Genomic DNA, 19,909 nt, shown 5'->3' with positions numbered 1-19,909 from the left:
GGCCTCACGCCTCCCGCACACCGGGTTTCTGCCCCGGATCGAAGGTGAAGACGACGCCCGCCTGTTCGAGAACCTGACGCACCGCCTGCACCGTGTCGCGTCGCGGGCGGATGGTCGCCTCTGGATCTTCGATCCGCACGATGGTTGAGACCGATACGCTCGCCCGACGCGCCAACTCGTCCTTCGACAGGCCGGCCATCCCGCGCGCGGCGCGGATCTGTGCGGAGGTGACATCCCCGCTGCTGCGGCCGATATCGGTCGCGGGCCCGCGAGCGTCCGTGCTCGACGAAGCCGCCTGGAAGCGGCTCTGTCCGGGGACGCTCAGGCACACGCCGACCCATTCCTTCACCGAGCCGTCCCGGTTCATGATCGGCACGCCACGGGCGTTGAACCAGCGATAGACCCCATCGACGCAGAGGATTCTGTAGTCGGTGTTGTAGGCCGTGTCGTGGCTGAGGGCGGTGCGCCAGGCGAAATTCGTGCGTTCTCTGTCGTCGGAATGCAGAACGTCGATCCAGCCGAGCCCCTGGAACTGCTCGTGTCGCTGCCCGGTGAGCTCTTCCCAGAGCGGCATGTCGATCGACTTCCCATCGGGGCTGACGATCCAGACCACCGCGGCCGTGGCCGAGAGCAGAGCCTCGAAGCGATCGGGTCCCTGTTTGGTGGAATGCTTCGCATCGTAGCGATCGGTCACGTCCTCAACGACGCCGATCGCCTGGCTCGGGCGGTTGCCGGGGCCGAGCACCACCTCGGCATGGCTGGCGATCCAGCGCAAAGTCTGGTCTGGCCGGATGATGCGGAACTCGCGCCTGAGCGGCTGGCCTTCGCGCAGCAGGGTCAGCATATCCGTATGCGCGGCACGGTCGTCGGGATGCATCATGGCCTCCACGACGCCGAAGCTCAGGGCGACCGAGGGGGGGAGGCCGAGAACGCGATGGAGGCCGATCGACCCGTGGATGTCGAGTTCTTCGAGGTCCGCCGACCAGAAGCCGACATCCGTGGCGTGTTCCACGAGTTTCAGGAGCCGGCGGGAGGGCAACCGGCGCGATGCGCCATCCGACCGTCCGGATGGATCCATCGGCGACCGTGGCGGCATGCGTCTTTCTCCTCGGCCAATGTGCCGCCTGACATGAACGATTTTATGCCAGGATGTTCCGAAACACTATGTCGTTGCGTGTTCTTTTCTTGTCGCACAACCCTTTGGTGGTGGAAGAAGAATGATTTCGGCGGTTGCCTTGTCGGGTTCCGTCATCACTCCCAGGATCGGCGACGTCCTGCACCCTCCCCCACCGCCCCCCATGACGGGACCAGCGCGATCCGCCTTCGTCGATGCGGGCGAACTCGCGTGCCGATGACAAGAACCAGCGAGGGCTTCGCGGGTGTCTCGCGGAGCAACGGCCGGAGCGGCGCGGAGCCGGTTTCGCCCAGCCGACAGGGTGCCTGCTCAGCCGCGCTGAACTGGTGCGTTGGCGAGGGTCAGAAGGGTCTGGAGCAGGACATCGGCGCCGGCGGTGCAATCGCCCTGCGTCGCCGATTCCGCCTCGTTGTGGCTGATCCCGTCGCGGCAGGGCACGAAGATCATGGCCGTCGGGGCGAGGGCCGCGATGTTGCAAGCATCGTGGCCGGCGCCCGAGACCATGCGGCGATGGCTAAAACCCAATCCCCTGGTCGCCGCCTCGACGGCGCCTACCACACCGGCATCGAACGGCACGGGTTCCTTTCGCCAGATCCGGGTCAGATCGATGGCGAGCTTGCGCCGGCCGGCGATGGCGTCGAGTTCGCCCCGCAAATCGCTTTCGACCGCATCGAGGGTCTCGCCTTTCGGGTCGCGCACGTCGAGTGTGAAGCGGATGCGGCCGGGAATGACGTTGCGCGACGGCGCGCCGATCGCCGCCTCGCCGATCGTCGCCACCGCCGTGGGGCCGTGGGCATGGGCGATCCGCTCGACGGCCAGCGCGATCTCGGCGAAGCCGTTGAGGGCGTCGCGACGGCGCGGCATCGGCGTCGTGCCCGCATGGCTCTCGAAACCCGTGACCACGCCGTCGAACCAGGCGATCCCCTGCCCGCCCTCGACCACGCCGATGGTGGTCGCCTCGGCCTCCAGGATCGGCCCCTGCTCGATATGCAGTTCCACGAAGGCGCCGATCCTGCGCTCGCCCACCGGCTCGTCTCCGAGATAGCCGATGGCCTCCAGCGCCTGCTTCACGGCAATACCGGCGGCATCCCGCCGGGAATGGATGTCCTCCACCGTGAACTCGCCCGCATAGGCGGCGGACGCCATCATGGCGGGGGCGTAACGTGAGCCCTCCTCGTTGGTCCAGTTGACCAGGAGCAGGGGCGCCTCGGTCTCGATGCCGGCGTCGTTCAGCGCCCGCATGACCTCCAGGCCCGCCAGGGTGCCGAGGATGCCGTCGAACTTGCCCCCCGTGGGCTGCGTGTCGAGATGCGAGCCGCAGGCGACGGGCAGGCGCGTCATGTCGCGTCCGCGCCGCAGGGCGAACTGAGTGCCCAGCGCATCGACACGCACCTCCAGCCCCGCCGCCTCGCAGGCATCCCGGAACCAGTCCCGGACCTGGCCATCCTCCTGCGACAGGGTCAGCCGGTTGATCCCGCCGGCCGGGGTGGCGCCAAACCGGGCGGTCTCCATGATCGTGGACCACAGGCGCGCGCCGTCGACGCGGAGATTGTGGGTCGTGCTCATAGGCGTGTCCGTTGTCTCGGGTTGGTCTTTTCGGAATGCAGTCGGTTCTTCAGCCTTCGCGACCTGGGGTGCCGCGAAGCGGCCTCGAAGGAGGTCTCCAGGGATCGGAGGGCGAATCGGAGGTCCCCTTCGAGGCCTGAGCTTCGCTCCGGCATCTCAGCGATGAGGTCTTGGATCGGGTAGCTACGCGTCCGCCAGCTCCGCCCGCTGTGCCTGGAAGCTCCGCGCCGCCTCGTCGGTCTTCCAGCAGGCGGCGCGATGGCCCGGTCCGGCCTCGACCACCGGCGGGTCGCCCACGCGGCAGCGTTCCTCGGCAAGGAAGCAGCGCGGTGCGAAGGGGCAGCCAGGCTGGCGGTTGGCGAGGTCGGGCGGGCTTCCCGGTATGGTCTGGAGCCGGGAGCCCTTGGCGAGCGCCCCGTCGGCGCGGCTGCGCAGCAGGCCGATCGTGTAGGGATGATGCGGGTTCAGCACCACCTGCCGGGCCGAGCCCTCCTCCACGATGCGGCCGGCATACATCACCGCGATCCGGTCGGCGACCTCGACGGCGGCACCGAGATCGTGGGTGACGAAGAGGGTGGAGAGCCCGAGCTCCGCCTGCAGATCGCGCAGGAGAAGCAGGATCTGGATCTGCACCGTGGCGTCGAGGGCCGTGGTGGGTTCGTCGGCGAGGAGGACCTTGGGGTTGCAGGCGAGGGCGAGGGCGATCATCGCGCGCTGGCGCATGCCCCCCGACATCTCGTGCGGATAGGCGTCGAGGCGCCGCTCCGGGCTCGGGATGCGCACCCGTTCGAATTGCTGCAGCGCGCGGGCGCGTGCTTCGGCCGCGCCGATCCCCTCGTGCTGGCGGATCGCCTCCATGATCTGGCGGCCCACCGTATAGACAGGATCGAGGGCCAGCAGCGGCTCCTGGAAGATCATCGCCACTTCGCGGCCGCGCAATGCCGTCAGGTCGCGCTTACCCATGGCCATCACGTCGCGGCCGGCAACGAGGATGCGGCCTTCGATCGCCGTCTTGCGCTCGGGGTTGAGGCGCATGATCGCGCGCAGGGTCACGCTCTTGCCCGAGCCCGACTCGCCGATGAGGGCGATGGCCTGGCCTCGGCCGAGGGTGAGATCGACCCCATCGACGGCGCGGACCTTGCCCCCGAAGGTGACCTTCAGGCCCTGGATGGAGACGGCGGGTTCTGTCAGTCCGCCACTCATCGGAAGCCTCCTTGCTGCGTCGAGGGCCGCGACGGGCTCCTGTCCCTCTCCTTGCAGGCTGCGATAGTCACACATGTCGCCGGCAGCACGGGTCCCCTCTCCTGGAAGGAGAGGGACAGGGTGAGGTGTGTGGCCTTTCCGGAGATGGACAACACCTCACCCCAACCCTCTCCTTCCAGGAGAGGGAGCCCGTTGCGCCTCATGACGAACCCTCTTGCGTAGAGGGAGCAGCCGTCGAGCAAATGTGTGACACCAGTAGCCTCGTACGAGAAGGAGCCCGCGCCGGGGCCAGAAAGGCGGCGGTGGCGAAGAACCGTGCTCATGCGGCCACCGGCAGGGCGGCCGCCGCCGAATGGCCGGAGCCAGGCTGGCGGGCGAGGCAGGCGACGCGGTGGACGGGGTCGACCGGGGCGAGGGGCGGAACATGGCTCCGGCAGACATCCTCCACGAGGCTGCAGCGCGGGTTGAAGCGGCATCCCGGCGGCGGGTCGATGGGGTTGGGCGGGTCTCCGGCCAGCGGGGCCACGGTGGTGCGGTTGTCCGGGTCCATCGACGGCATCGAGGAGAGAAGTGCCTTGGTATAGGGATGGGCGGGATCGGCCAGCACGGTGTCGGCCGGGCCGATCTCCACCACCTGCCCGAGATACATCACCGCCACCCGGTCGCAGATGAAGCGGACGACGTTGAGGTCGTGGCTGATGAACAGGTAGGTGAGGTCGAATTCCTGCTTGAGGTCCATCAGCAGGTTGAGCACCTGCGCCTCCACCGACTTGTCGAGGGCCGAGACCGCCTCGTCGAGGACCACGAGGCGCGGCTCCAGCGCCAGGGCGCGGGCGATGTTCACGCGCTGGCGCTGGCCGCCGGAGAGTTCGTGCGGGTAGCGAGCGGCGAAGCGCGCGGGTTCGAGGCCGACGCGGGCAAGCAGGCTGCGCGCCCGCTCGATGGCTTGGCGTTTGGGCACCCCATGGACCCGTGGCCCGAAGGCGATGGACCCCTCGATGGTCATGCGCGGGTTGAGCGACGAGTAGCTGTCCTGAAACACCATCTGGGCCTGGGCGCGGAACTCGCGCAGGGGCAGGGCCCGGCTGCCGATGCGCTCGCCATCGAACAGCATCTCGCCCTTGTCGTGCTGGGTCAGGCCCATGATGAGGCGTGCGGTGCTGGACTTGCCGCAGCCGGATTCGCCGACGACCCCCAGGGTCTCGCCCTTCCTGATGTCGAAATCGACGCCGTCCACGGCGCGCACGACGGCCTTTTTGCCGCCGATCCCCTTCTTGACCGGGAAATGCTTCACCAGTCCCTCGACGGTGAGGAGCGGCTGGCCCGGGCCGCCCCGGTCGCGAGAGGAGAGCGGGCTCGACGCGATGGGCGTGCTCATGACTTCACTTCCATTGCCGAACGCAGGCCGTCCGAGAACAGGTTGAACGAGATCGAGACGATGAAGATGGCGAGGCCCGGCAGTGCCGCGACCATGGGGTTCACGTAGATCGCGGTGCGCAGGGTGTTGAGCATCAGGCCCCATTCGGGCTCCGGCGGCTTCACGCCGAGGCCGAGGAAGGAGAGGCCCGAGGCCAGGATCATCGACACGCTGATCAGGCTGGTGGAGTAGACGAAGATCGGTCCGAGCACGTTGCCGAGCACCTGCGCGCGCAGGATCGTCAGGGTCGAGGCGCCGGAGAGGCGGGCGGCGTCGACATAGTCGCGTGAGCGGATCTGCGTCGTCACGCTCTCGGCCACGCGGGCGATCTGAGGCGTGAACACGCAGGTCAGCGAGACGATGGAGTTGAACACCCCCGCCCCCAGCGCCCCCGAAAGGGCGATGGCCAGGAGCACCGAGGGGAAGGCGAAGAACACGTCGATGGTGCGCATGAGCACCGTGTTGAGCCAGCCGCCGACATAGCCGGCGAGGATGCCGATGGTGGAACCGAGGAGGAAGGCGAGGATTACCGGCGTGACGCCGATGAACAGGGAGAGGCGCCCGCCCAGCATCAGGCGGCTCAGCATGTCGCGGCCGAGTTCGTCCGAGCCGAGGAGGTAGGTGGCGTCGCCCACGGGCTTGAGCCGCCGCACCATCGAGCCGCGATACGGGTCCATGGGCGTGATCCACGGCGACAGCAACGCGATGACCACGATGGCGAGGATGACGAAGGCGGCTGTCATCGCCACGGGATCGCGCAGGAGCTTGGCCAGCACGTTGCCCCAGAAGCCGCGCGAGGCGACGAAGGCCTCCGGCGTCGAGGTGAGCGGGGGGGCGCCCCCGGCGATGTCGATGGCCGATACGGCCGGACTGGTCCCGAGTGCCATCAGCCCCTCTCGATGCGCGGGTCGAGCGCCGTCTGCACGACGTCGACGATGAGGTTGAGGGCGACGAAGAACATCGCCAGGACGAGGATGGCGCCCTGCAGCAGCGGCAGGTCGCGCTGGAAGATCGCGGCGTTGAGGAGGAAGCCGGTGCCGGGCCAGGCGAACACCGTCTCGATCAGGATCGAGCCTCCGAGCAGGTAGCCGAGCTGCAGACCCATGATCGCCAGAGCGGTGGGAGCGGCGTTCTTCACCACGTGCTTGAACACGCCGAATTCGGAGAGGCCCTTTGCCCTGAGCGCCCCGACGAAATCCTGGGAGAGGATGTCGCCCACCAGCGCCCGGACGGTGCGGGCGATGACGCCCATCGGGATCACCGACATCGTGATGGCGGGCAGGATGATGTAGCGCAGGTGCTCGAGATCCGGCTTCCAGTTGCCCGATCCGTCGGGGCCGGCGCCGGTGGAGGGTAGCCAGCCGAGCTGGGCCGAGAACACGATCACCAGGACCATGCCGAGCCAGTAATGCGGCACGCTCACACCGAAGACCGAGATGGCGGAGGCCGCCCGGTCGAGAATCGAATCGCGGAAATAGCCGGCGACGAAACCGAACAGGCAGCCGAAGGTGAAGCCGATCAGGGTCGCCACGGAGGCGAGGATCAGGCTGTTGACGACGGCGCGACCGACCTCGCTTAAGACCGGCCTGCCGGTGGCGATGGACGTACCGAGATCGCCGTGGAGCACCTTCCACAGCCACAGGGCGTATTGGACCGGCAGCGGCTTGTCGTAGCCGTAGGCGATCCGCATGGCGTCGATCGTCTCCTGGGTGGCGTCCACCGGCAAGATGGAGCTGAGGGGATCGCCGTCCGCCAGATGTACCAGCGAGAAGCAGACGATGCTGACGCCGAGCGCCACCGGGGTGACGGTGAGGAGGCGGCGGAGGATGAAGCTCAGCATGGGAGCATCCGAAGACCTCGATCGAGTGTGGCGGCTGTCCTCCCCCTTGTGGGGAGGAACTGGCGGTGGGGGTGGCAGGGCGACCCTCGTTCTGCGGAGGCTAGCGGAACCACCCCCACCCTCGGTCCCTCCCCACAAGGGGGAGGGAGGATGCGTCTCACTTCCCGACCGTGATGGGCGAGAAGTCCTGGTACCAATTCTGGGCCTGGACGAAGCCCTTCACCTTCGAGCTCATGGCGCGCGGGTTGGTGTCGTGGGCGACCATGAGGAACAGCGCCTCGTCGACGTATTTCTCGTGGACCTTCTGCAGCACCTTGATCTGTTCGGCCGGATCGAACGTCGTGCGGATCTGGTCGAACAGCTTGTCCATCTCGGGGTCGCAGTAATGGCCCCAGTTCGTGCCGTTGGGGGCCGCGAGATTGCACTGCAGGTGACGGATGAAGCCGGTGAAGGGGTCCTGGATGAAGTAGGAGAAGTTCATGCCCGTGGCGCCACGCGACACGTCGGCCTTCGAGCCGGCCCGCCACAGGTTGATGAGCGCGTTCCACTCGACGACTTCGAAATTCACCTTGATTCCGATATCGGCGAGGTTCTGCTGGATGAGCTCGTTCATCGGCAGGGGCTGCATCTGGCCCGAGCCCGAGGGCGCGATCAGGATCTTCGTGACGATGGGCTTGTTGGGGCCGTATCCGGCCTCGGCCAGGAGCTTCTTGGCCGCTTCGGGGTCGTAGGTCGGCTTGAAGGTCGGCGAGCCGAACCAGGCCGAGCCCGGCGGCATGAAGCCCTGTGCCGGGATCATCAGCCCGTTGAGCATCTCCTTCATGCCCTCGCGGTCCACGGCGAGGTTGGCGGCCTTGCGCACGCGGATGTCGTTCCACGGCGAGCCCTCGGCCCGCGACAGGTGCCAGGTCCAGTTATGCGGATAGGCATTGGTGACGATGCCGAACCCCGCCCCCTTGAGGGAGGCGACAGCGTCCGGCGGCGGGGCCTCGATCCAGTCGACCTGGCCCGAGCGAAGGGCCGCCACGCGGGCATTGGCCTCCGGGAGGGGCACCAGCACCAGCTTGTCGAGCTTGGGCACCCGCGCCTTGTCCCAGTATTCGGCGAAGGGGGCCATCTCGGCGCGCTCGCGCGGGGCGAACAGGGTCAGCTTCCACGGGCCGGTTCCCGACGGCGTCTTGGCGAAAGCGTCCCAGCTCTTGCCCAGCTTCTCCCACTGCGCCGGCGAGGACATCATGATCCAGGCGATCTGGTAGGGCAGCGTGGCGTCCGGCGCCTTGGTGGTGATCTCCACCGTCATCGGATCGACCACGCGGTAGCTGGCGACACCGGGGATGCGCGACCGCCCTTGCGCCGATTGGCGCGGATCGAATTGCGGCGCATCGGTCTTGAGGAGCTTGTCGAAGTTCCACACCACCGACTCGGCGGTGAAGGGCGACCCGTCGTGGAAGGTGACACCGGGGCGCAGCTTGAAGATCCACTTGGTCTTGTCGGCGGCATCCACCTCCCAGGAGGTGGCCAGACCGGGGGTGAGGTCGGAGGGCTTGGTCGCGCTCGACAGGTCCCAGTTGATGAGCGCGTCGTAGACCGTATAGCCGGTGAAGCGCATGCCCTCGCCGCCATTGTCGGCCTGCCCCGTGGTGAGCGGGATGTCCGACGCGGTCATGCCGATCCGCAGCGTTCCCTGTGCCCATGCGGACGGCGCCATGCCGCCGGCGGCCAGCGCCGCGGCCACGAGTCCAACGCGAAGATGTTCTGCCAAGCCTCTCATCGTGTTGCGCTTTTCCTCGGTCGATCGATGATCGGCGAAATTGCCGGTGTCCAGACCGCCCATGCAAGGCGCCGGCCAGACTGGACTCTTTCCAACCCCCGCCGGTGAAAATGCATACGAAATCCAGCGCGGCAGGGCGGTTCGCCATGCGCTGGGGACCGGCCCGCCCGGCGGGGGCGACGTCATGGGTTTTGCGCCGCGGCGATCGGCTCTAAACCGCCTCGCACCGGGCATGCCGCCCGGCGGAGCGTCCCGGTTGTCCCTCCCTCCGAACCCCAGGGCCAAGGTGAGCGGTGCCGTCTCCGGCGGCCTCCGGCGCAGGCGCGTGGCCGGCTTCCTCATGGGGCGGGGCTCCCTCTCCACGCCGGGGGCGAACCTCGCGCGTCTGCCGATCGCCCTCGACCCGCGCGGGCTCAGCATCGTCGAAGGCATCCGGGCGGCCTGCGCCTTCGGCACCGTCATCCTGCTCCACGAATTCGTGGCGTGGCCCCCGCTCCTGATCATGGCGCTGGCGGCCAACCTCACCTGCTTTGCCGATATCGGCGGCCCGATGCGCTCCCGCCTCATGGTGCTCGCCGTGTTCTCGGTGCTCGGCAGCCTGATCTGGAGCCTGTTCGGCCTGCTCCAGCCCCATGGCCCGGCACTCGTGGTGCCGCTCGCCACCGTCGTCATCTTCTGCTGCAGCTATGCGCGGGTCTGGGGCGTGCAGGAGCAGACCGCCGGCAACGTCCTCGTCCTCGTCCTGGCCTTCGCCCTTGACCGTCCCCTCACCGGCGGCGAGGCCGTCGTCGCCGGGGCGATGGTGCTGGCCGGCGGCCTGTGGGCGACGGTGCTGGCCCTCGCTCTGTGGCGGCTCAACCCCTACCGCCCGACCCAGAGGGCCGTGGCCGAGGTCTGGCGCCGGCTCGCCCTGCTCAGCGGCGATCTCGAAGATCTCGCGGCCTCGGACGAGGCCGGCGCGGCGGGATTCGACGACCATGCCCGCGCCCATCGCCGCGGCGTGCGCGAGGCGATCGAGCTCGCCCGCGGCCTCATCGTCGACCTCGCCCGCAGCCGCGAGCGCGTCTCCGACCGCACCGCCCAGGCGCTGATCCGGCTGGAGAGCGCCGAGCAGATCTTCGCCGCCCTCATCGCCCTGTCCGACCGGATCGAGGCCGACCGAAACCCCAACCGCCAGGTCCGGACTCGTCGCCTGCTGCGGCGCCTGCGGCCGCTCCTCCTCGTGGTCGCGCGGGCGATCCGCGACGACACCGTCCTCGACCTGCCGCGCATCGAGCGCTCGATCGCGCGGGCGGGACGCGGGTTCGCGTCCGACCCGGCCCTCAAGTCCCTGGCCGAGCGCATCCTCGACCGCGTCCGCATCGGGGCCAAGCTCTCGACGCCGGAAGGGTATCGCCCCGGCGGCACGCTGCTGGGGAGCGCCAGCCTGCCCCTGCGTCAGAGGATGCTCGGCCCGTTGAAGGCGAACTTCACCCTGGCCTCGCCGAACCTGCGGCACGCGATCCGCGCCAGCACCGTCACCGCGCCTGTCCTCGGCCTAACCCTGCTCTGGCCGGGGCCGTTCACGCATTGGCTCACCATCACGGTGGTGCTGACCATGCAGCCCTTCTACGCCGCTACCTGGCAGCGGGCGCTGGAGCGGATCGGCGGTACGGTGCTCGGCGGACTGTTCGGCGCCCTCCTCGCCAGCCTCGCCACGACGACCCTGGCGCTCTCGGCCTTGATCTTCCCCTTGAGCATCATCGGTTTCGCCGCCCGGCAGGTGAGCTATGCCTTCTTCATCGCCTGCCTGACGCCCCTGGTGGTGCTGCTGGTGGAGGTGATGGAGCCCGGCCATGCCTCCTGGGAAGTCGCGGGCATGCGCGCCCTCTTCACCCTGCTCGGAGGTCTCATCGCGGTGGCGAGCAGCCTGCTGCTCTGGCCGGTCTGGGAGCCGGATCAGGTCCGTCTCGAACTGAGGAAGGCCGTCAAGGCCCATGCTGATTTCGCGCGCACCGTGCTCTCGAATCGGGCGGAGGCCGAGCGGAGCGGGGCGGCGGAGGCCGCGGCGCGGGCCAGCGGCCTCGCCCTCAACACCCTGGAGGCCGCCCTCTCCCGCGCCCTCCAGCAGCCCCGCGCCGGGCGCCACCCCCAGGTCGAGACCGCCATGGTCGCCGACGCGACCCTGCGCCGGATCGGTGCGCGCCTCTCGGCCCTGCGTCATGCCGCCGACCCCAAGCCCGATCTCGCCGAAGAGCTTGCAGGCGATGCCGGGGACGAGGCGGAGGCGTGCCGCGCCTGGACCTTGTGGATCACCACCACCCTGGCCCGCCTCGCCGAGGATGGCGGCGCCCTGCCCGTCCATCCCGACCTGCCCCGCGCCGAGTCTCTCGTCCGCCTCGTGACGCAGGTGGAACTGCTGGCCGAGACCCTGCGCCCACAGCGGTCGCGCGAGGAGGCGGCCCTCGTCCAGGCCGTCCCCGGGGCGGGCGGCCGCTAGGTCTTTCCACCCGCCCGGGGCTAAAGGGGGCGTGTGTCGCGATCCCCTTCTCAGGCTGGGCTGATTCTTGGAAGACCTCCTCCACCGATGGCTGCAGGCGACCGGGTCGATCCGGGCCGACGTCCTCGCTCTCCTCGGCATCGTGCTGGCGCTTCTCGTCACGGTTCATGCCTTGCTGCGCAAGCGCGAGATCGGCACCGCCATCGGCTGGATCGGCCTCGCCTGGCTGTCGCCGATCTTCGGGACGGCCCTCTACGCGATCTTCGGCGTGAACCGGGTCTCGCGCCGGGCGCGCCAGTTGCGGGTGAGGCCGTCGCAGCAGGCGGGCTCCCCCGTCATTCCCGACGCCAGCGTACCCGAGGACCTGCGGCCCCTCGACCGCGCCGTCCGCCGGATCACGCGGCTCGTCCTCCTGGGCGGCAACGACTTTTCCATCCTGCGCAACGGCGACGCAGCCTATCCGGCGATGCTGGAGGCGATCGGGGGAGCGACGCGCAGCGTCGCCCTGTCGAGCTACATCTTCCGCAACGACGGCGCTGGGTCGCGGTTCTTCGACGCGCTGGTGGCCGCACGCGCGCGCGGCGTCGAGGTCCGGGCCCTCATCGACGGAATCGGCAGCGGCTACTTCTTCCCCGCCATGGCGCGGCGCCTGCGCCGGGCCGGGGTGCCGGTGGGCCTGTTCATGCATTCCGCCCTGCCCTGGCGCATGCCGTTCCTGAACCTGCGCACCCACAAGAAGATCCTCATCGTCGACGGGCGCATCGCCTTCACCGGCGGCATCAACATCGCCGACGAGAACCTCGTCGCCACCTCCCCTCCGGACCCGGTGCGCGACACCCATTTCCGCATCGAGGGGCCGGTGGTGGAGCAGCTGTCGCAGGCGTTTTCCGCCGACTGGGCCTTCGTCATGGGCGAGGAGCTCGACGGTCCGCGCTGGTTCCCCCCGCTCGGCGCGGCGGGCGAGATCGAGGCCCGTGTCGTCACCTCGGGGCCGGATGCGGATATCGAGAAGATCGAGTTCGCGGTGATGTCGGCGATCACCTGCGCGCAGCACAGCATCCGTCTCGTCACCCCCTATTTCCTGCCGAGCGAGATCCTGTCCACGACCCTGGCGCTCGCCGCGACGCGGGGCGTGCGCGTGGACGTCATCATCCCGCGGGCGAGCAATCACAGCTACGTGGACTGGGCGACGCGGGCGCATGTGGCGCCGCTGCTCGAGGCCGGCGTGCGGATCTGGCTCGACGAGCCGCCCTTCGACCATTCGAAGCTCCTCGTCGTGGACGGGGAATGGAGCTTCGTCGGCAGCGCGAACTGGGACATGCGCAGCTTCCGCCTGAACTTCGAGCTCAACGTCGAGGTCTACGACCGCGCCTTCGCCGACCGCCTCGACGCGTTCATGCGGACGAAGATGGACGCCCGCCTGACGGCCGACGAGCTCGCGCGGCGGCCCTTGCCCGTGCGGTTGCGCGACGCAGCCGTACGACTAATGCTGCCATACCTCTGACGGTCCGCTCGCCCGCCTGGGCCGGCGCGGGGCCGAGATGCACCACGATTGGCCGGTGGTCGGAGGCGCCGCGCGGCAGCACCGTGCGGCCGAGGCAGGCGAGCCCGCGCACGAGGCAGCGGTCGATGCGCAGGGGCACGAGATCCACCATGGCATGGGTCGGGATGCGCGGCCCGGCATCGCGGAACCCCGGCAGCAGGGCGGGGCCCACGAGGTTGTAGTCGCCGATCACCGCGGCGCGGGCCGGAAGGCTCTGCTCGATCCGCCGCAGCTGCCGCCGGTTGAGCACCTGCCCATGGGAGAGATGGACGTTGGCGACACCGAACTCCCCGAGATCGAGGATCTGGCAGACACGGTCGACGACGGCGCCCGACGGCAGGGCGACGATGACGGGCGGGGAGGCCCAGGGATGGGGGCTCCACATGGCGAGCCCATGGATGCGGCCGGGCAGCGGCGCCCAGGCATAGACACCGCCGAGCCGCTCCTCGATCACCGCGATGTCCTTGGTCGCCTCCTGCATCAGCAGCAGGTCCGGCCGCTCGCGCTCCACGAGGGCGACGATGGCATCGACCTTGGCTCCTGTGCGCCGCAGCAGGTTCCAGCTCACGATCTTGCGAAAGTGGCTGCGGTCCAGCGCATCGAGGGAGTGCAGGTCCGGGAATCGGGCGGGATCCTGGGACGCGTAGCGGCGGTCGTTGAGCGGGCCGCGCCACGGCAGCGAAAAGTGTCTCTTGTCCGCCACCTGCCCGCCCCCGCCTCGTCCAGCTCGATGCTGCCTGCCTCTAACGCTTCTTGCCCAGTTCGGCTGCGATGTCCTTGATCATATGTCCGACCTTACGGTGGGCGCTCGTCAGCTGGTCGCGGGTGACGCCCCAGCGCTTCATCCAATGCTCGACGGCCTGCCGCTCGGACAGGTCGAGCCTGTCCTTGTCGATGAAGCCGCGCTTGTCCTTCAGACCTGCCATCCGTCCCGTCTACCTCTATCCGCTTCCCTGGCGATGCGCGCCTGCGCACGGCTCTTAACCCATCTGCCGGTGAGGAGCCGAATACGAAAAAGACCTCCCCGCCATCGCCGGCGGGGAGGTCTTTCGGGTTCGGAAAGCCCGGTCACGCCGGGCTCTTCCCTAGTTCTGCGCCGCCGCTTCGCGGGTGACGCCCGGGCGCGGCCGGTTGACGGCGACGGTGTCGCCGGTGCGGCTGATCTCGATGGCGTCGGCGCTGCCGCCGAGTTCCTGCGGGGTCGAGAGGGTCACGCTCTGGCCGTTGGCCAGGACCGTCTCGACTCGCACTGCGCGGCTGGTCCCGGTGCGGGCCAGGGTGACGACCACACGGTAGCCCTTGGGCTCGGCAGTGTAGTAGGCGACGCCCGAGAGCTCGCCTAGGGAGACGCTGCCACCGTCGAGGGGCTTGATCGTCTCGGCGGAGGCCGGGAGGGTGGCGGTGCCCACGGTGACGGTGACGGTGGCAAGGGCGGCGGCGGTGATGAGGCTACGGAGTGTCATGGTGACGGGTCTCGCTGTCTTGGCAGGGGCGGTGCGCCCTTGCCGGTGACGCGAAGATGATGTGCGGTGCATCATGGATCAAACAGATCGGATCGATAATGACTATTGACCATGTCGATCTATCCCGCATCGACCTCAATCTGCTGGTTGCCCTCGACGCCCTGCTCGCCGAGCGCAGCGTCACCCGCGCCGCAGCCCGCATCGGCATCGGCCAGTCGGCCATGAGCAGCAGCCTCGCGCGCCTGCGCACCACTTTCGGCGACGAACTTCTCACCCGTGCCCCCGAGGGGATGCGCGCCACCCCCCGCGCGCTCGCGCTCGCCGCGCCCGTGCGCACGCTCCTGCGCCAGATCCAGTCCCTGGTGCGCCGCGACGAGGCGTTCGATCCGCGCAGCGTCACGCGGACCTTCACCATCGGCCTGCCCGATTCCACCGAGGTGCTGCTCGGGCCGCGCCTTCTGGCCTACCTGCGCGAACACGCGCCGGGGATCAGCCTGCTCCTGCGCTCCATCGACCGCATCCGCATCCTGCAGGAACTCGACGCGGACCGCGTCGATCTCGGCATCGGCACGTTCACCCACGGCCAGACTCACCACAAGCAGCGGCTGCTCTACCGGGACCGCTACGTCTGCCTGTTCAATGCCGAGCTCGTCGGGCTCGCGCCCCCGATCTCCCTGGACGACTACCTGCGCTTTCCCCACGTGCTCACCAGCCTGAAGGAAACGGCGCATGGGGTGGTGGACGATGCTCTCGCCCTCCTCGGCCTGCGCCGCGACCTCGCTGTGACGACGCCGCGCTTCCTCGCCGTGCCCTTCCTGGTACGCAGCGCGCCCGTCCTCACCACCATGCAGGAGCGCCTCGCCACCCTCTTTGCCGGAACCCTCGGCCTCACCGTCAGTCCCGCGCCGGTGGCCCTCGACGAGGTGGCGATCTCCATGCTGTGGCACGCCTCCTACGACGACGATCCAGCCCATCGCTGGCTGCGCCAGACGTTGCTGGCCCTTGCCGACGACGCGGCGCAGGTCGGTTGAGGCGCTTCGATTCGCGGCCCGGCACCAACGCCGGTCCGGATCTCCTGCCCCCGGCGCCCCGAAACTTGCCAATGCGCGCAGGCGCGTGCTTTGGGAGGGCCGGCATCGGCTGCTCCGCAGCAGCAGGGTTCCGGGAAAGAGGCCGCATGGGTTTGGTAGCAGGAGGGGTCGCCGACGTCGTCGGAGGCTTCGGCGCGTGGCGCATGTGGTGGATGCTGGCCAAGAACGACGTGATTCGTCGGTATCGCCGCTCGCGCGTCGGCCAACTGTGGCTGACACTCAGCATGGCCGTGATGATCTTCGGCATGGGCGGGATCTACGCCTCGCTGTTCGGCACCTCCATGGCCGATTACCTGCCCCATCTCGGCACGGGCCTCGTGCTCTGGGGATTGATGTCGCAGACCATCAACGAAAGCTGCTCGAGCTTTACCGACAACGACAGCATCATCCGGCAGGTCGCGCTGCCGCGGTTCACCTACCTGCTGCGGACGATCGCCCGGAACCTCTTCATCTTCGCCCACAACCTGATCATTCTGCCGGTCCTGTTCCTCGTCACCGGCACGGTGATCGACTGGCACATCCTGCTGTTCGTTCCCGGCCTGCTGCTCGTGCTCGCCAACCTGGCCTGGATCGGCTACCTCCTGGCTATCCTGTCGGCGCGGTTCCGCGACATTCCGCAGATCGTCGCGAGCATCGTCCAGGTCGCCTTCTTCGTCTCGCCGGTCGTCTTCAAACCCTCGCAATTGCGGGTCGACCATCCCGTTCTCATCCTGAACCCCTTCGCCAGCATGCTGGACGTGATGCGCGAGCCTCTGCTCGGCCACCTGCCGAGCGCGACGTCCTATCTCATCCTGCTCGGCCTGCTGGTCGTCGGGTGGCTCGTCGCCCTGGCCTTCTCGGGGAAATATTCGCACCGCGTCGTGTACTGGCTCTGAGGGCAGGATGGCTCATATCGTCCTCGACAAGGCGAGCGTCGAACTCGCCGTCTACAATTCCCGCGGCCGTGCCCTGAAGAGCGAGATCCTACGGCGCACGGTGGGGGGCGGCCTGCAGAACGACCGCGACAGCAGCGTCCAGGTGATCAAGGCGCTGAACGCGGTCAGCTTCGAGGCGCGTGACGGCGACCGGATCGGTCTCGTCGGCGGCAACGGCGCCGGCAAGACGACGCTCCTGCGGGTGCTCAGCCGGGTCTATCCGCCGACCTCGGGCACCGCCACCATCGAGGGGCGCATCTCATCCCTGATCGACCTGTCCATGGGCATGGATACGGATGCCACGGGCTACGACAATATCGAGATGCGCAGCATCATGCTGGGTCTCAGCCACAAGCAGGCCCAGGCGATCGTGCCCGACGTGGAGGAGTTCAGCCAGCTCGGCGAGTTCCTGTCCCTTCCGATCCGCACCTATTCCAGCGGCATGATGCTGAGGCTCGCCTTCGCGGTCAGCACGGCGGTCCATCCCGACATCCTGATCCTCGACGAAGTGATCGGCGTCGGCGACGCCGCCTTCGCGGAACGCGCCGAGAGACGCCTGCACGGCATGATCCAGAAGGCCAGTATCATGTTCCTCGCCTCCCACGACAACGCCTCGATCAAACGCTTCTGCAACCGCACACTCTGGATGAAGGGCGGCACGCTGATGATGGATGGAGTACCGGAGGAGGTGTTGGCGGCTTATGCGGGGGATGGGGCGGGCTGACGGGGGAGGCCTGCTCGGGACATTGCGTGCAAGCTAAGGTCGGCGACGGCTGAAGCGGTGCACCCTGCCGGTAACTTCGCGCTCATCCCGAAACTTATGGTCTTGCTCATCGCGCGCGCCAGCGGCCCAAGCGGGCCAGAACCGCCGTTGGAAACCAATCTCCCAGAACGAAGCCCTTTACCACGGTCAGCACGCCTCCAGACAGAATCATTGTCGAGATCTAAGTGTCTGTTCGGCAACATATTGAGTGATGTGAGCATGTTGTGATTCAAGCTGGGGCGAGATGGAGCCTTTGCTGATGTGGACGACCGAGAACCGGGCTCGCTATGACCGAAGCGGTCTGCGCTACGCTGTCCGTCGTCAGATGATTTGGGACATTCAGCGGTGTTCAGGAGCGGAGGCTCTGGTCCATCTGGGGTTTGAGGTTAGGCGGCCTGCGCGTGGTGGCGCAAGCGGCGATCCATGAGGGTCTGGCGCTTGATGCGTTCCCGCTCGGCCAGGATCCCTTCGCCGCGTCCGAAGTAGACGTCAGCGGGCGTGAGGTTGCTCAGGCTCTCATGGGCTCGGGCATGGTTGTAGTGTTCGACGAAGTCGGCAACCTGCGTCTCCAGTTCGCCGGGCAAGTAGGCGTGTTCGAGCAGGATGCGGTTCTTGAGCGTCTGATGCCAACGCTCGATCTTGCCCTGCGTTTGAGGATGGCATGGCGCACCGCGGATGTGGGTCATGCCCCGGCTGCCGAGCCAGTCAGCCAGGTCGCTGGCGACGTAACTCGGCCCATTGTCGCTCAGCAGGCGTGGCCGATGCATCACCCGCGCCTGATCGAGCCCAGCCGCACCCAGCGCCAGGTCGAGCGTGGCGGTGACGTCGCTGGCCTGCATCGTCGTGCACAGCTTCCAGGCCACGATGTAGCGTGAGAAGTCGTCCAGCACCGTCGACAGGTAGTACCAGCCCCAGCCAACGACCTTCAGGTAGGTGAAGTCCGTCTGCCAAAGCTGGTTGGGCGCGGTGGTCTTATCGCGGAACTCGTCGGCGGCCTTGATGACGATATAGGCCGGGCTGGTGATCAGGTCCTGAGACTTGAGCAACCGGTAGACGGCCGCTTCCGAGACGAAGTAGCGACGCTCGTCTGTGAAGCGCACCGCCAGCTCATGCGGACTGAGTTCAGGCTGCTCCAGAGCCAGGGCAACGATCTGCTCGCGGATCTCCGCAGGTAGACGGTTCCAGACCCGGCTCGGCTGCGAAGGATGGTCCTTCAACGCCTCGGGGCCGCCGCGCTGGTAGGCATCGTACCACCGGTAGAACGTCGAGCGCGTGATGCCGAGCTTGTCCAGGGTGGTACGTACCGGCAGGTGGGATTGCTCGACGAGCCGGATGATCTCCAGCTTCTCGGGGGCCGGGCACCTCATGCTTCGTCGCCCCCAGCCCCGCTCATGCTTTTTTTAAGCAGACGGTTCTCCAGGACGAGATCAGCTACGACCTCCTTCAGCGCCCCCGTCTCGCGGCGCAGATCCCGCACCTCGTCCGTCGTTGCCGCACGCGCCGTGTCGCCGGACAGGCGCTTCTTGCCAGCCTCCAGGAACTCCTTGGACCAGCCGTAGTACATCGAGGCGGCGATTCCCTCGCGTCGGCACAACTCGGCGATGCTGTCCTCGCCACGCAAGCCTTCCAGCACCACACGGATCTTCTCCTCGGACGAAAACTGTCGACGTGTGGCCCGACGGATGTCCTTGATCACTGCTTCTGCCGGCTTCTTGGCCGGTCCGGATGTCTGCTTCATCTTCGCTCCTCAGGGGCTACGATGAACCAGCCATCCTCCGTTCGTGAAGACCCTCAATCTGTCCCACAGGTGCTGACGTCGGACAGGCTCAAGGCTGCCTTGAGGCGGGTAACAGACATCGTGCGCACGGAAGGTACACGCGGGTTATTGCGTCGATTCCAGAGAACGGTGCGGCAGGAGATGAGATACGAGGATTGGATCGAACGCTTCGACGACAAGCCCGAAACGGACCGCGAAACGTTCGAACGCAAACTGCAGACCCTTCGCACACGCCCGATGTTTTCGATTGTCATGCCCGCCTACGAGACGCCAGCAGAGTTATTGGAGGCTGCGATCTCCTCCGTTCGTGGTCAAATTTACACTAATTGGGAGCTCTGCATCTGCGATGATGGTTCGAGCGGTCTGCATATCATCGATATTCTTGAGCGGATCAGCAGGGAGGAACCGCGACTCAGGTGGACACGCCTGCCGACGAACATGAATATTTCAGCGGCTTCTAATGCGGCGTTCGCACTCGCGACCGGTGATTGGATTGTGCCATTTGACCATGACGACCTGCTGAGACCCCACGCACTTCTCGAAGTCGCTCTCGCAATTAGCAATGCCACGACCGCCCGCTTTGTCTATTCAGACGAAGACAAGATTGATACGTTGGGACTCAAGCGTTTCGAACCGCATTTTAAGCCTGATTGGTCGCCGGACCTGCTTCGGTCCTTCAACTATCTCAATCATCTGTCGGCGATGAGAAGCGATGACGTTCGCGCGATCGGCGGCTGGACGCTCGGCCTGGAAGGCGTCCAAGATCACGACCTTTACCTGAAAGTCACCGAAGTTTTGCGGCGCGACGAGATCGTCCATATTCCCAAGATCCTCTACCACTGGCGGGTCCTAGGGTCTGGCCTCAATCAGCACCAGAAGGCGATGACAGCGGCGAGTGCGACGGCGGAGGCATAGTTGCGGGCCAGCTTGTCGTATCGGGTGGCGAT

17 protein-coding genes are annotated in these 19,909 nt (G+C 67.5%); 6 read left to right on the top strand and 11 right to left on the bottom strand.

Features of this window, described 5'->3' with window-relative positions:
- Positions 1-4: 4 nt before the first annotated feature.
- The 7 genes from ASF26_RS11450 to ASF26_RS11415 form a co-directional block, all read right to left on the bottom strand.
- A complete protein-coding gene (locus tag ASF26_RS11450) occupies positions 5-1,096 on the bottom strand; it encodes a PAS domain-containing protein (RefSeq protein ID WP_244475900.1) in 1,092 nt (363 codons plus the stop codon).
- A 348-nt stretch (positions 1,097-1,444) separates the two neighbouring features.
- Positions 1,445-2,701, bottom strand: a complete 1,257-nt coding sequence (locus ASF26_RS11445; RefSeq protein WP_056253745.1) for a Zn-dependent hydrolase — start codon at positions 2,699-2,701, stop codon at positions 1,445-1,447.
- A 183-nt stretch (positions 2,702-2,884) separates the two neighbouring features.
- Positions 2,885-3,904 carry an ABC transporter ATP-binding protein gene (locus ASF26_RS11440; protein ID WP_056253742.1) on the bottom strand — a complete coding sequence of 340 codons (1,020 nt, stop codon included), beginning with the start codon at positions 3,902-3,904 and terminating at the stop codon, positions 2,885-2,887.
- 319 nt (positions 3,905-4,223) lie between these two features.
- Positions 4,224-5,282, bottom strand: a complete 1,059-nt coding sequence (locus ASF26_RS11430; RefSeq protein WP_056253733.1) for an ABC transporter ATP-binding protein — start codon at positions 5,280-5,282, stop codon at positions 4,224-4,226.
- A complete protein-coding gene (locus ASF26_RS11425; protein WP_056253730.1) occupies positions 5,279-6,208 on the bottom strand; it encodes an ABC transporter permease in 930 nt (309 codons plus the stop codon). The genes ASF26_RS11430 and ASF26_RS11425 overlap by 4 nt, the downstream gene beginning before the upstream one ends.
- Entirely contained in the window at positions 6,208-7,161 is a 954-nt protein-coding gene (locus ASF26_RS11420) for an ABC transporter permease (protein ID WP_056253727.1), read from the bottom strand. The genes ASF26_RS11425 and ASF26_RS11420 overlap by 1 nt, the downstream gene beginning before the upstream one ends.
- Positions 7,162-7,318: 157 nt before the next feature.
- Positions 7,319-8,869, bottom strand: a complete 1,551-nt coding sequence (locus tag ASF26_RS11415; RefSeq protein ID WP_244475902.1) for an ABC transporter substrate-binding protein — start codon at positions 8,867-8,869, stop codon at positions 7,319-7,321.
- Positions 8,870-9,188: 319 nt separating this feature from the next.
- Here ASF26_RS11415 and ASF26_RS11410 point away from each other — a divergent pair, with 319 nt between their 5' ends.
- Together ASF26_RS11410 and cls are read left to right on the top strand one after the other, a co-directional pair.
- Positions 9,189-11,411, top strand: coding sequence for an FUSC family protein (locus ASF26_RS11410; protein ID WP_056253724.1), 2,223 nt, complete (start codon positions 9,189-9,191; stop codon positions 11,409-11,411).
- 67 nt (positions 11,412-11,478) lie between these two features.
- Positions 11,479-12,915 carry a cardiolipin synthase gene (cls, locus tag ASF26_RS11405; protein WP_056253721.1) on the top strand — a complete coding sequence of 479 codons (1,437 nt, stop codon included), beginning with the start codon at positions 11,479-11,481 and terminating at the stop codon, positions 12,913-12,915.
- Here the strand turns inward: cls and ASF26_RS11400 are convergent.
- The 3 genes from ASF26_RS11400 to ASF26_RS11390 form a co-directional block, all read right to left on the bottom strand.
- Positions 12,806-13,567 (bottom strand): endonuclease/exonuclease/phosphatase family protein, encoded by a 762-nt coding sequence (locus tag ASF26_RS11400; RefSeq protein ID WP_082477594.1) that lies wholly within the window; start codon positions 13,565-13,567, stop codon positions 12,806-12,808. The genes cls and ASF26_RS11400 overlap by 110 nt on opposite strands.
- Before the next feature lie 130 nt (positions 13,568-13,697).
- Positions 13,698-13,880 carry a DUF3606 domain-containing protein gene (locus ASF26_RS11395; protein ID WP_018043399.1) on the bottom strand — a complete coding sequence of 61 codons (183 nt, stop codon included), beginning with the start codon at positions 13,878-13,880 and terminating at the stop codon, positions 13,698-13,700.
- 159 nt (positions 13,881-14,039) lie between these two features.
- The gene (locus tag ASF26_RS11390) at positions 14,040-14,417 is read right to left on the bottom strand and encodes a hypothetical protein (RefSeq protein WP_056253715.1); all 378 of its coding nucleotides are present in this window, start codon (positions 14,415-14,417) and stop codon (positions 14,040-14,042) included.
- Between the two features lie 98 nt (positions 14,418-14,515).
- On the opposite strand from ASF26_RS11390, the gene ASF26_RS11385 reads away from it, so the two are divergent.
- The 3 genes from ASF26_RS11385 to ASF26_RS11375 all read left to right on the top strand — a co-directional run bounded on the left by ASF26_RS11385 (position 14,516) and on the right by ASF26_RS11375 (position 17,146).
- Positions 14,516-15,448 (top strand): LysR family transcriptional regulator, encoded by a 933-nt coding sequence (locus ASF26_RS11385; protein ID WP_056253713.1) that lies wholly within the window; start codon positions 14,516-14,518, stop codon positions 15,446-15,448.
- A 146-nt stretch (positions 15,449-15,594) separates the two neighbouring features.
- Positions 15,595-16,383, top strand: a complete 789-nt coding sequence (locus ASF26_RS11380) for an ABC transporter permease (protein WP_156462963.1) — start codon at positions 15,595-15,597, stop codon at positions 16,381-16,383.
- A 7-nt stretch (positions 16,384-16,390) separates the two neighbouring features.
- Positions 16,391-17,146 (top strand): ABC transporter ATP-binding protein, encoded by a 756-nt coding sequence (locus ASF26_RS11375; RefSeq protein ID WP_056253706.1) that lies wholly within the window; start codon positions 16,391-16,393, stop codon positions 17,144-17,146.
- A gap of 425 nt (positions 17,147-17,571) precedes the next feature.
- Here the strand turns inward: ASF26_RS11375 and ASF26_RS11370 are convergent.
- Positions 17,572-18,923, bottom strand: a protein-coding gene (locus ASF26_RS11370) for an IS3 family transposase (RefSeq protein ID WP_156462962.1) whose coding sequence is annotated in 2 segments (ribosomal slippage) — positions 17,572-18,587 and positions 18,587-18,923 — 1,353 coding nt in all. Because the reading frame shifts where the segments join, the coding sequence is not laid out codon by codon here.
- A gap of 21 nt (positions 18,924-18,944) precedes the next feature.
- Between ASF26_RS11370 and ASF26_RS23660 the strand changes: the two genes are divergently transcribed.
- Positions 18,945-19,877 carry a glycosyltransferase gene (locus ASF26_RS23660; protein WP_082477592.1) on the top strand — a complete coding sequence of 311 codons (933 nt, stop codon included), beginning with the start codon at positions 18,945-18,947 and terminating at the stop codon, positions 19,875-19,877.
- Positions 19,878-19,909 lie beyond the last annotated feature (32 nt).

Origin of the sequence: Methylobacterium sp. Leaf93 (assembly GCF_001422345.1) — a bacterium.
In the GTDB taxonomy this organism is placed as follows: domain Bacteria; phylum Pseudomonadota; class Alphaproteobacteria; order Rhizobiales; family Beijerinckiaceae; genus Methylobacterium; species Methylobacterium bullatum.
The sequence above is the reverse complement of the archived record's forward strand: the minus strand, read 5'-3'. Positions and strand labels throughout refer to the sequence as shown.

What these genes read in the sequence shown, in the direction of transcription:
- ASF26_RS11445 (WP_056253745.1), bottom strand. Translation starts at nt 2,701, where the DNA reads ATGAGCACGACCCACAATCTCCGCGTCGACGGCGCGCGCCTGTGGTCC.
- ASF26_RS11395 (WP_018043399.1), bottom strand. Translation starts at nt 13,880, where the DNA reads ATGGCAGGTCTGAAGGACAAGCGCGGCTTCATCGACAAGGACAGGCTC.
- ASF26_RS11425 (WP_056253730.1), bottom strand. Translation starts at nt 6,208, where the DNA reads ATGGCACTCGGGACCAGTCCGGCCGTATCGGCCATCGACATCGCCGGG.
- ASF26_RS11415 (WP_244475902.1), bottom strand. Translation starts at nt 8,869, where the DNA reads ATGGCGCCGTCCGCATGGGCACAGGGAACGCTGCGGATCGGCATGACC.
- ASF26_RS11440 (WP_056253742.1), bottom strand. Translation starts at nt 3,904, where the DNA reads ATGAGTGGCGGACTGACAGAACCCGCCGTCTCCATCCAGGGCCTGAAG.
- ASF26_RS11385 (WP_056253713.1), top strand. Translation starts at nt 14,516, where the DNA reads ATGACTATTGACCATGTCGATCTATCCCGCATCGACCTCAATCTGCTG.
- ASF26_RS11420 (WP_056253727.1), bottom strand. Translation starts at nt 7,161, where the DNA reads ATGCTGAGCTTCATCCTCCGCCGCCTCCTCACCGTCACCCCGGTGGCG.
- ASF26_RS11430 (WP_056253733.1), bottom strand. Translation starts at nt 5,282, where the DNA reads ATGAGCACGCCCATCGCGTCGAGCCCGCTCTCCTCTCGCGACCGGGGC.
- ASF26_RS11390 (WP_056253715.1), bottom strand. Translation starts at nt 14,417, where the DNA reads ATGACACTCCGTAGCCTCATCACCGCCGCCGCCCTTGCCACCGTCACC.
- ASF26_RS23660 (WP_082477592.1), top strand. Translation starts at nt 18,945, where the DNA reads ATGAACCAGCCATCCTCCGTTCGTGAAGACCCTCAATCTGTCCCACAG.
- ASF26_RS11380 (WP_156462963.1), top strand. Translation starts at nt 15,595, where the DNA reads ATGGGTTTGGTAGCAGGAGGGGTCGCCGACGTCGTCGGAGGCTTCGGC.
- ASF26_RS11375 (WP_056253706.1), top strand. Translation starts at nt 16,391, where the DNA reads ATGGCTCATATCGTCCTCGACAAGGCGAGCGTCGAACTCGCCGTCTAC.
- ASF26_RS11450 (WP_244475900.1), bottom strand. Translation starts at nt 1,096, where the DNA reads ATGCCGCCACGGTCGCCGATGGATCCATCCGGACGGTCGGATGGCGCA.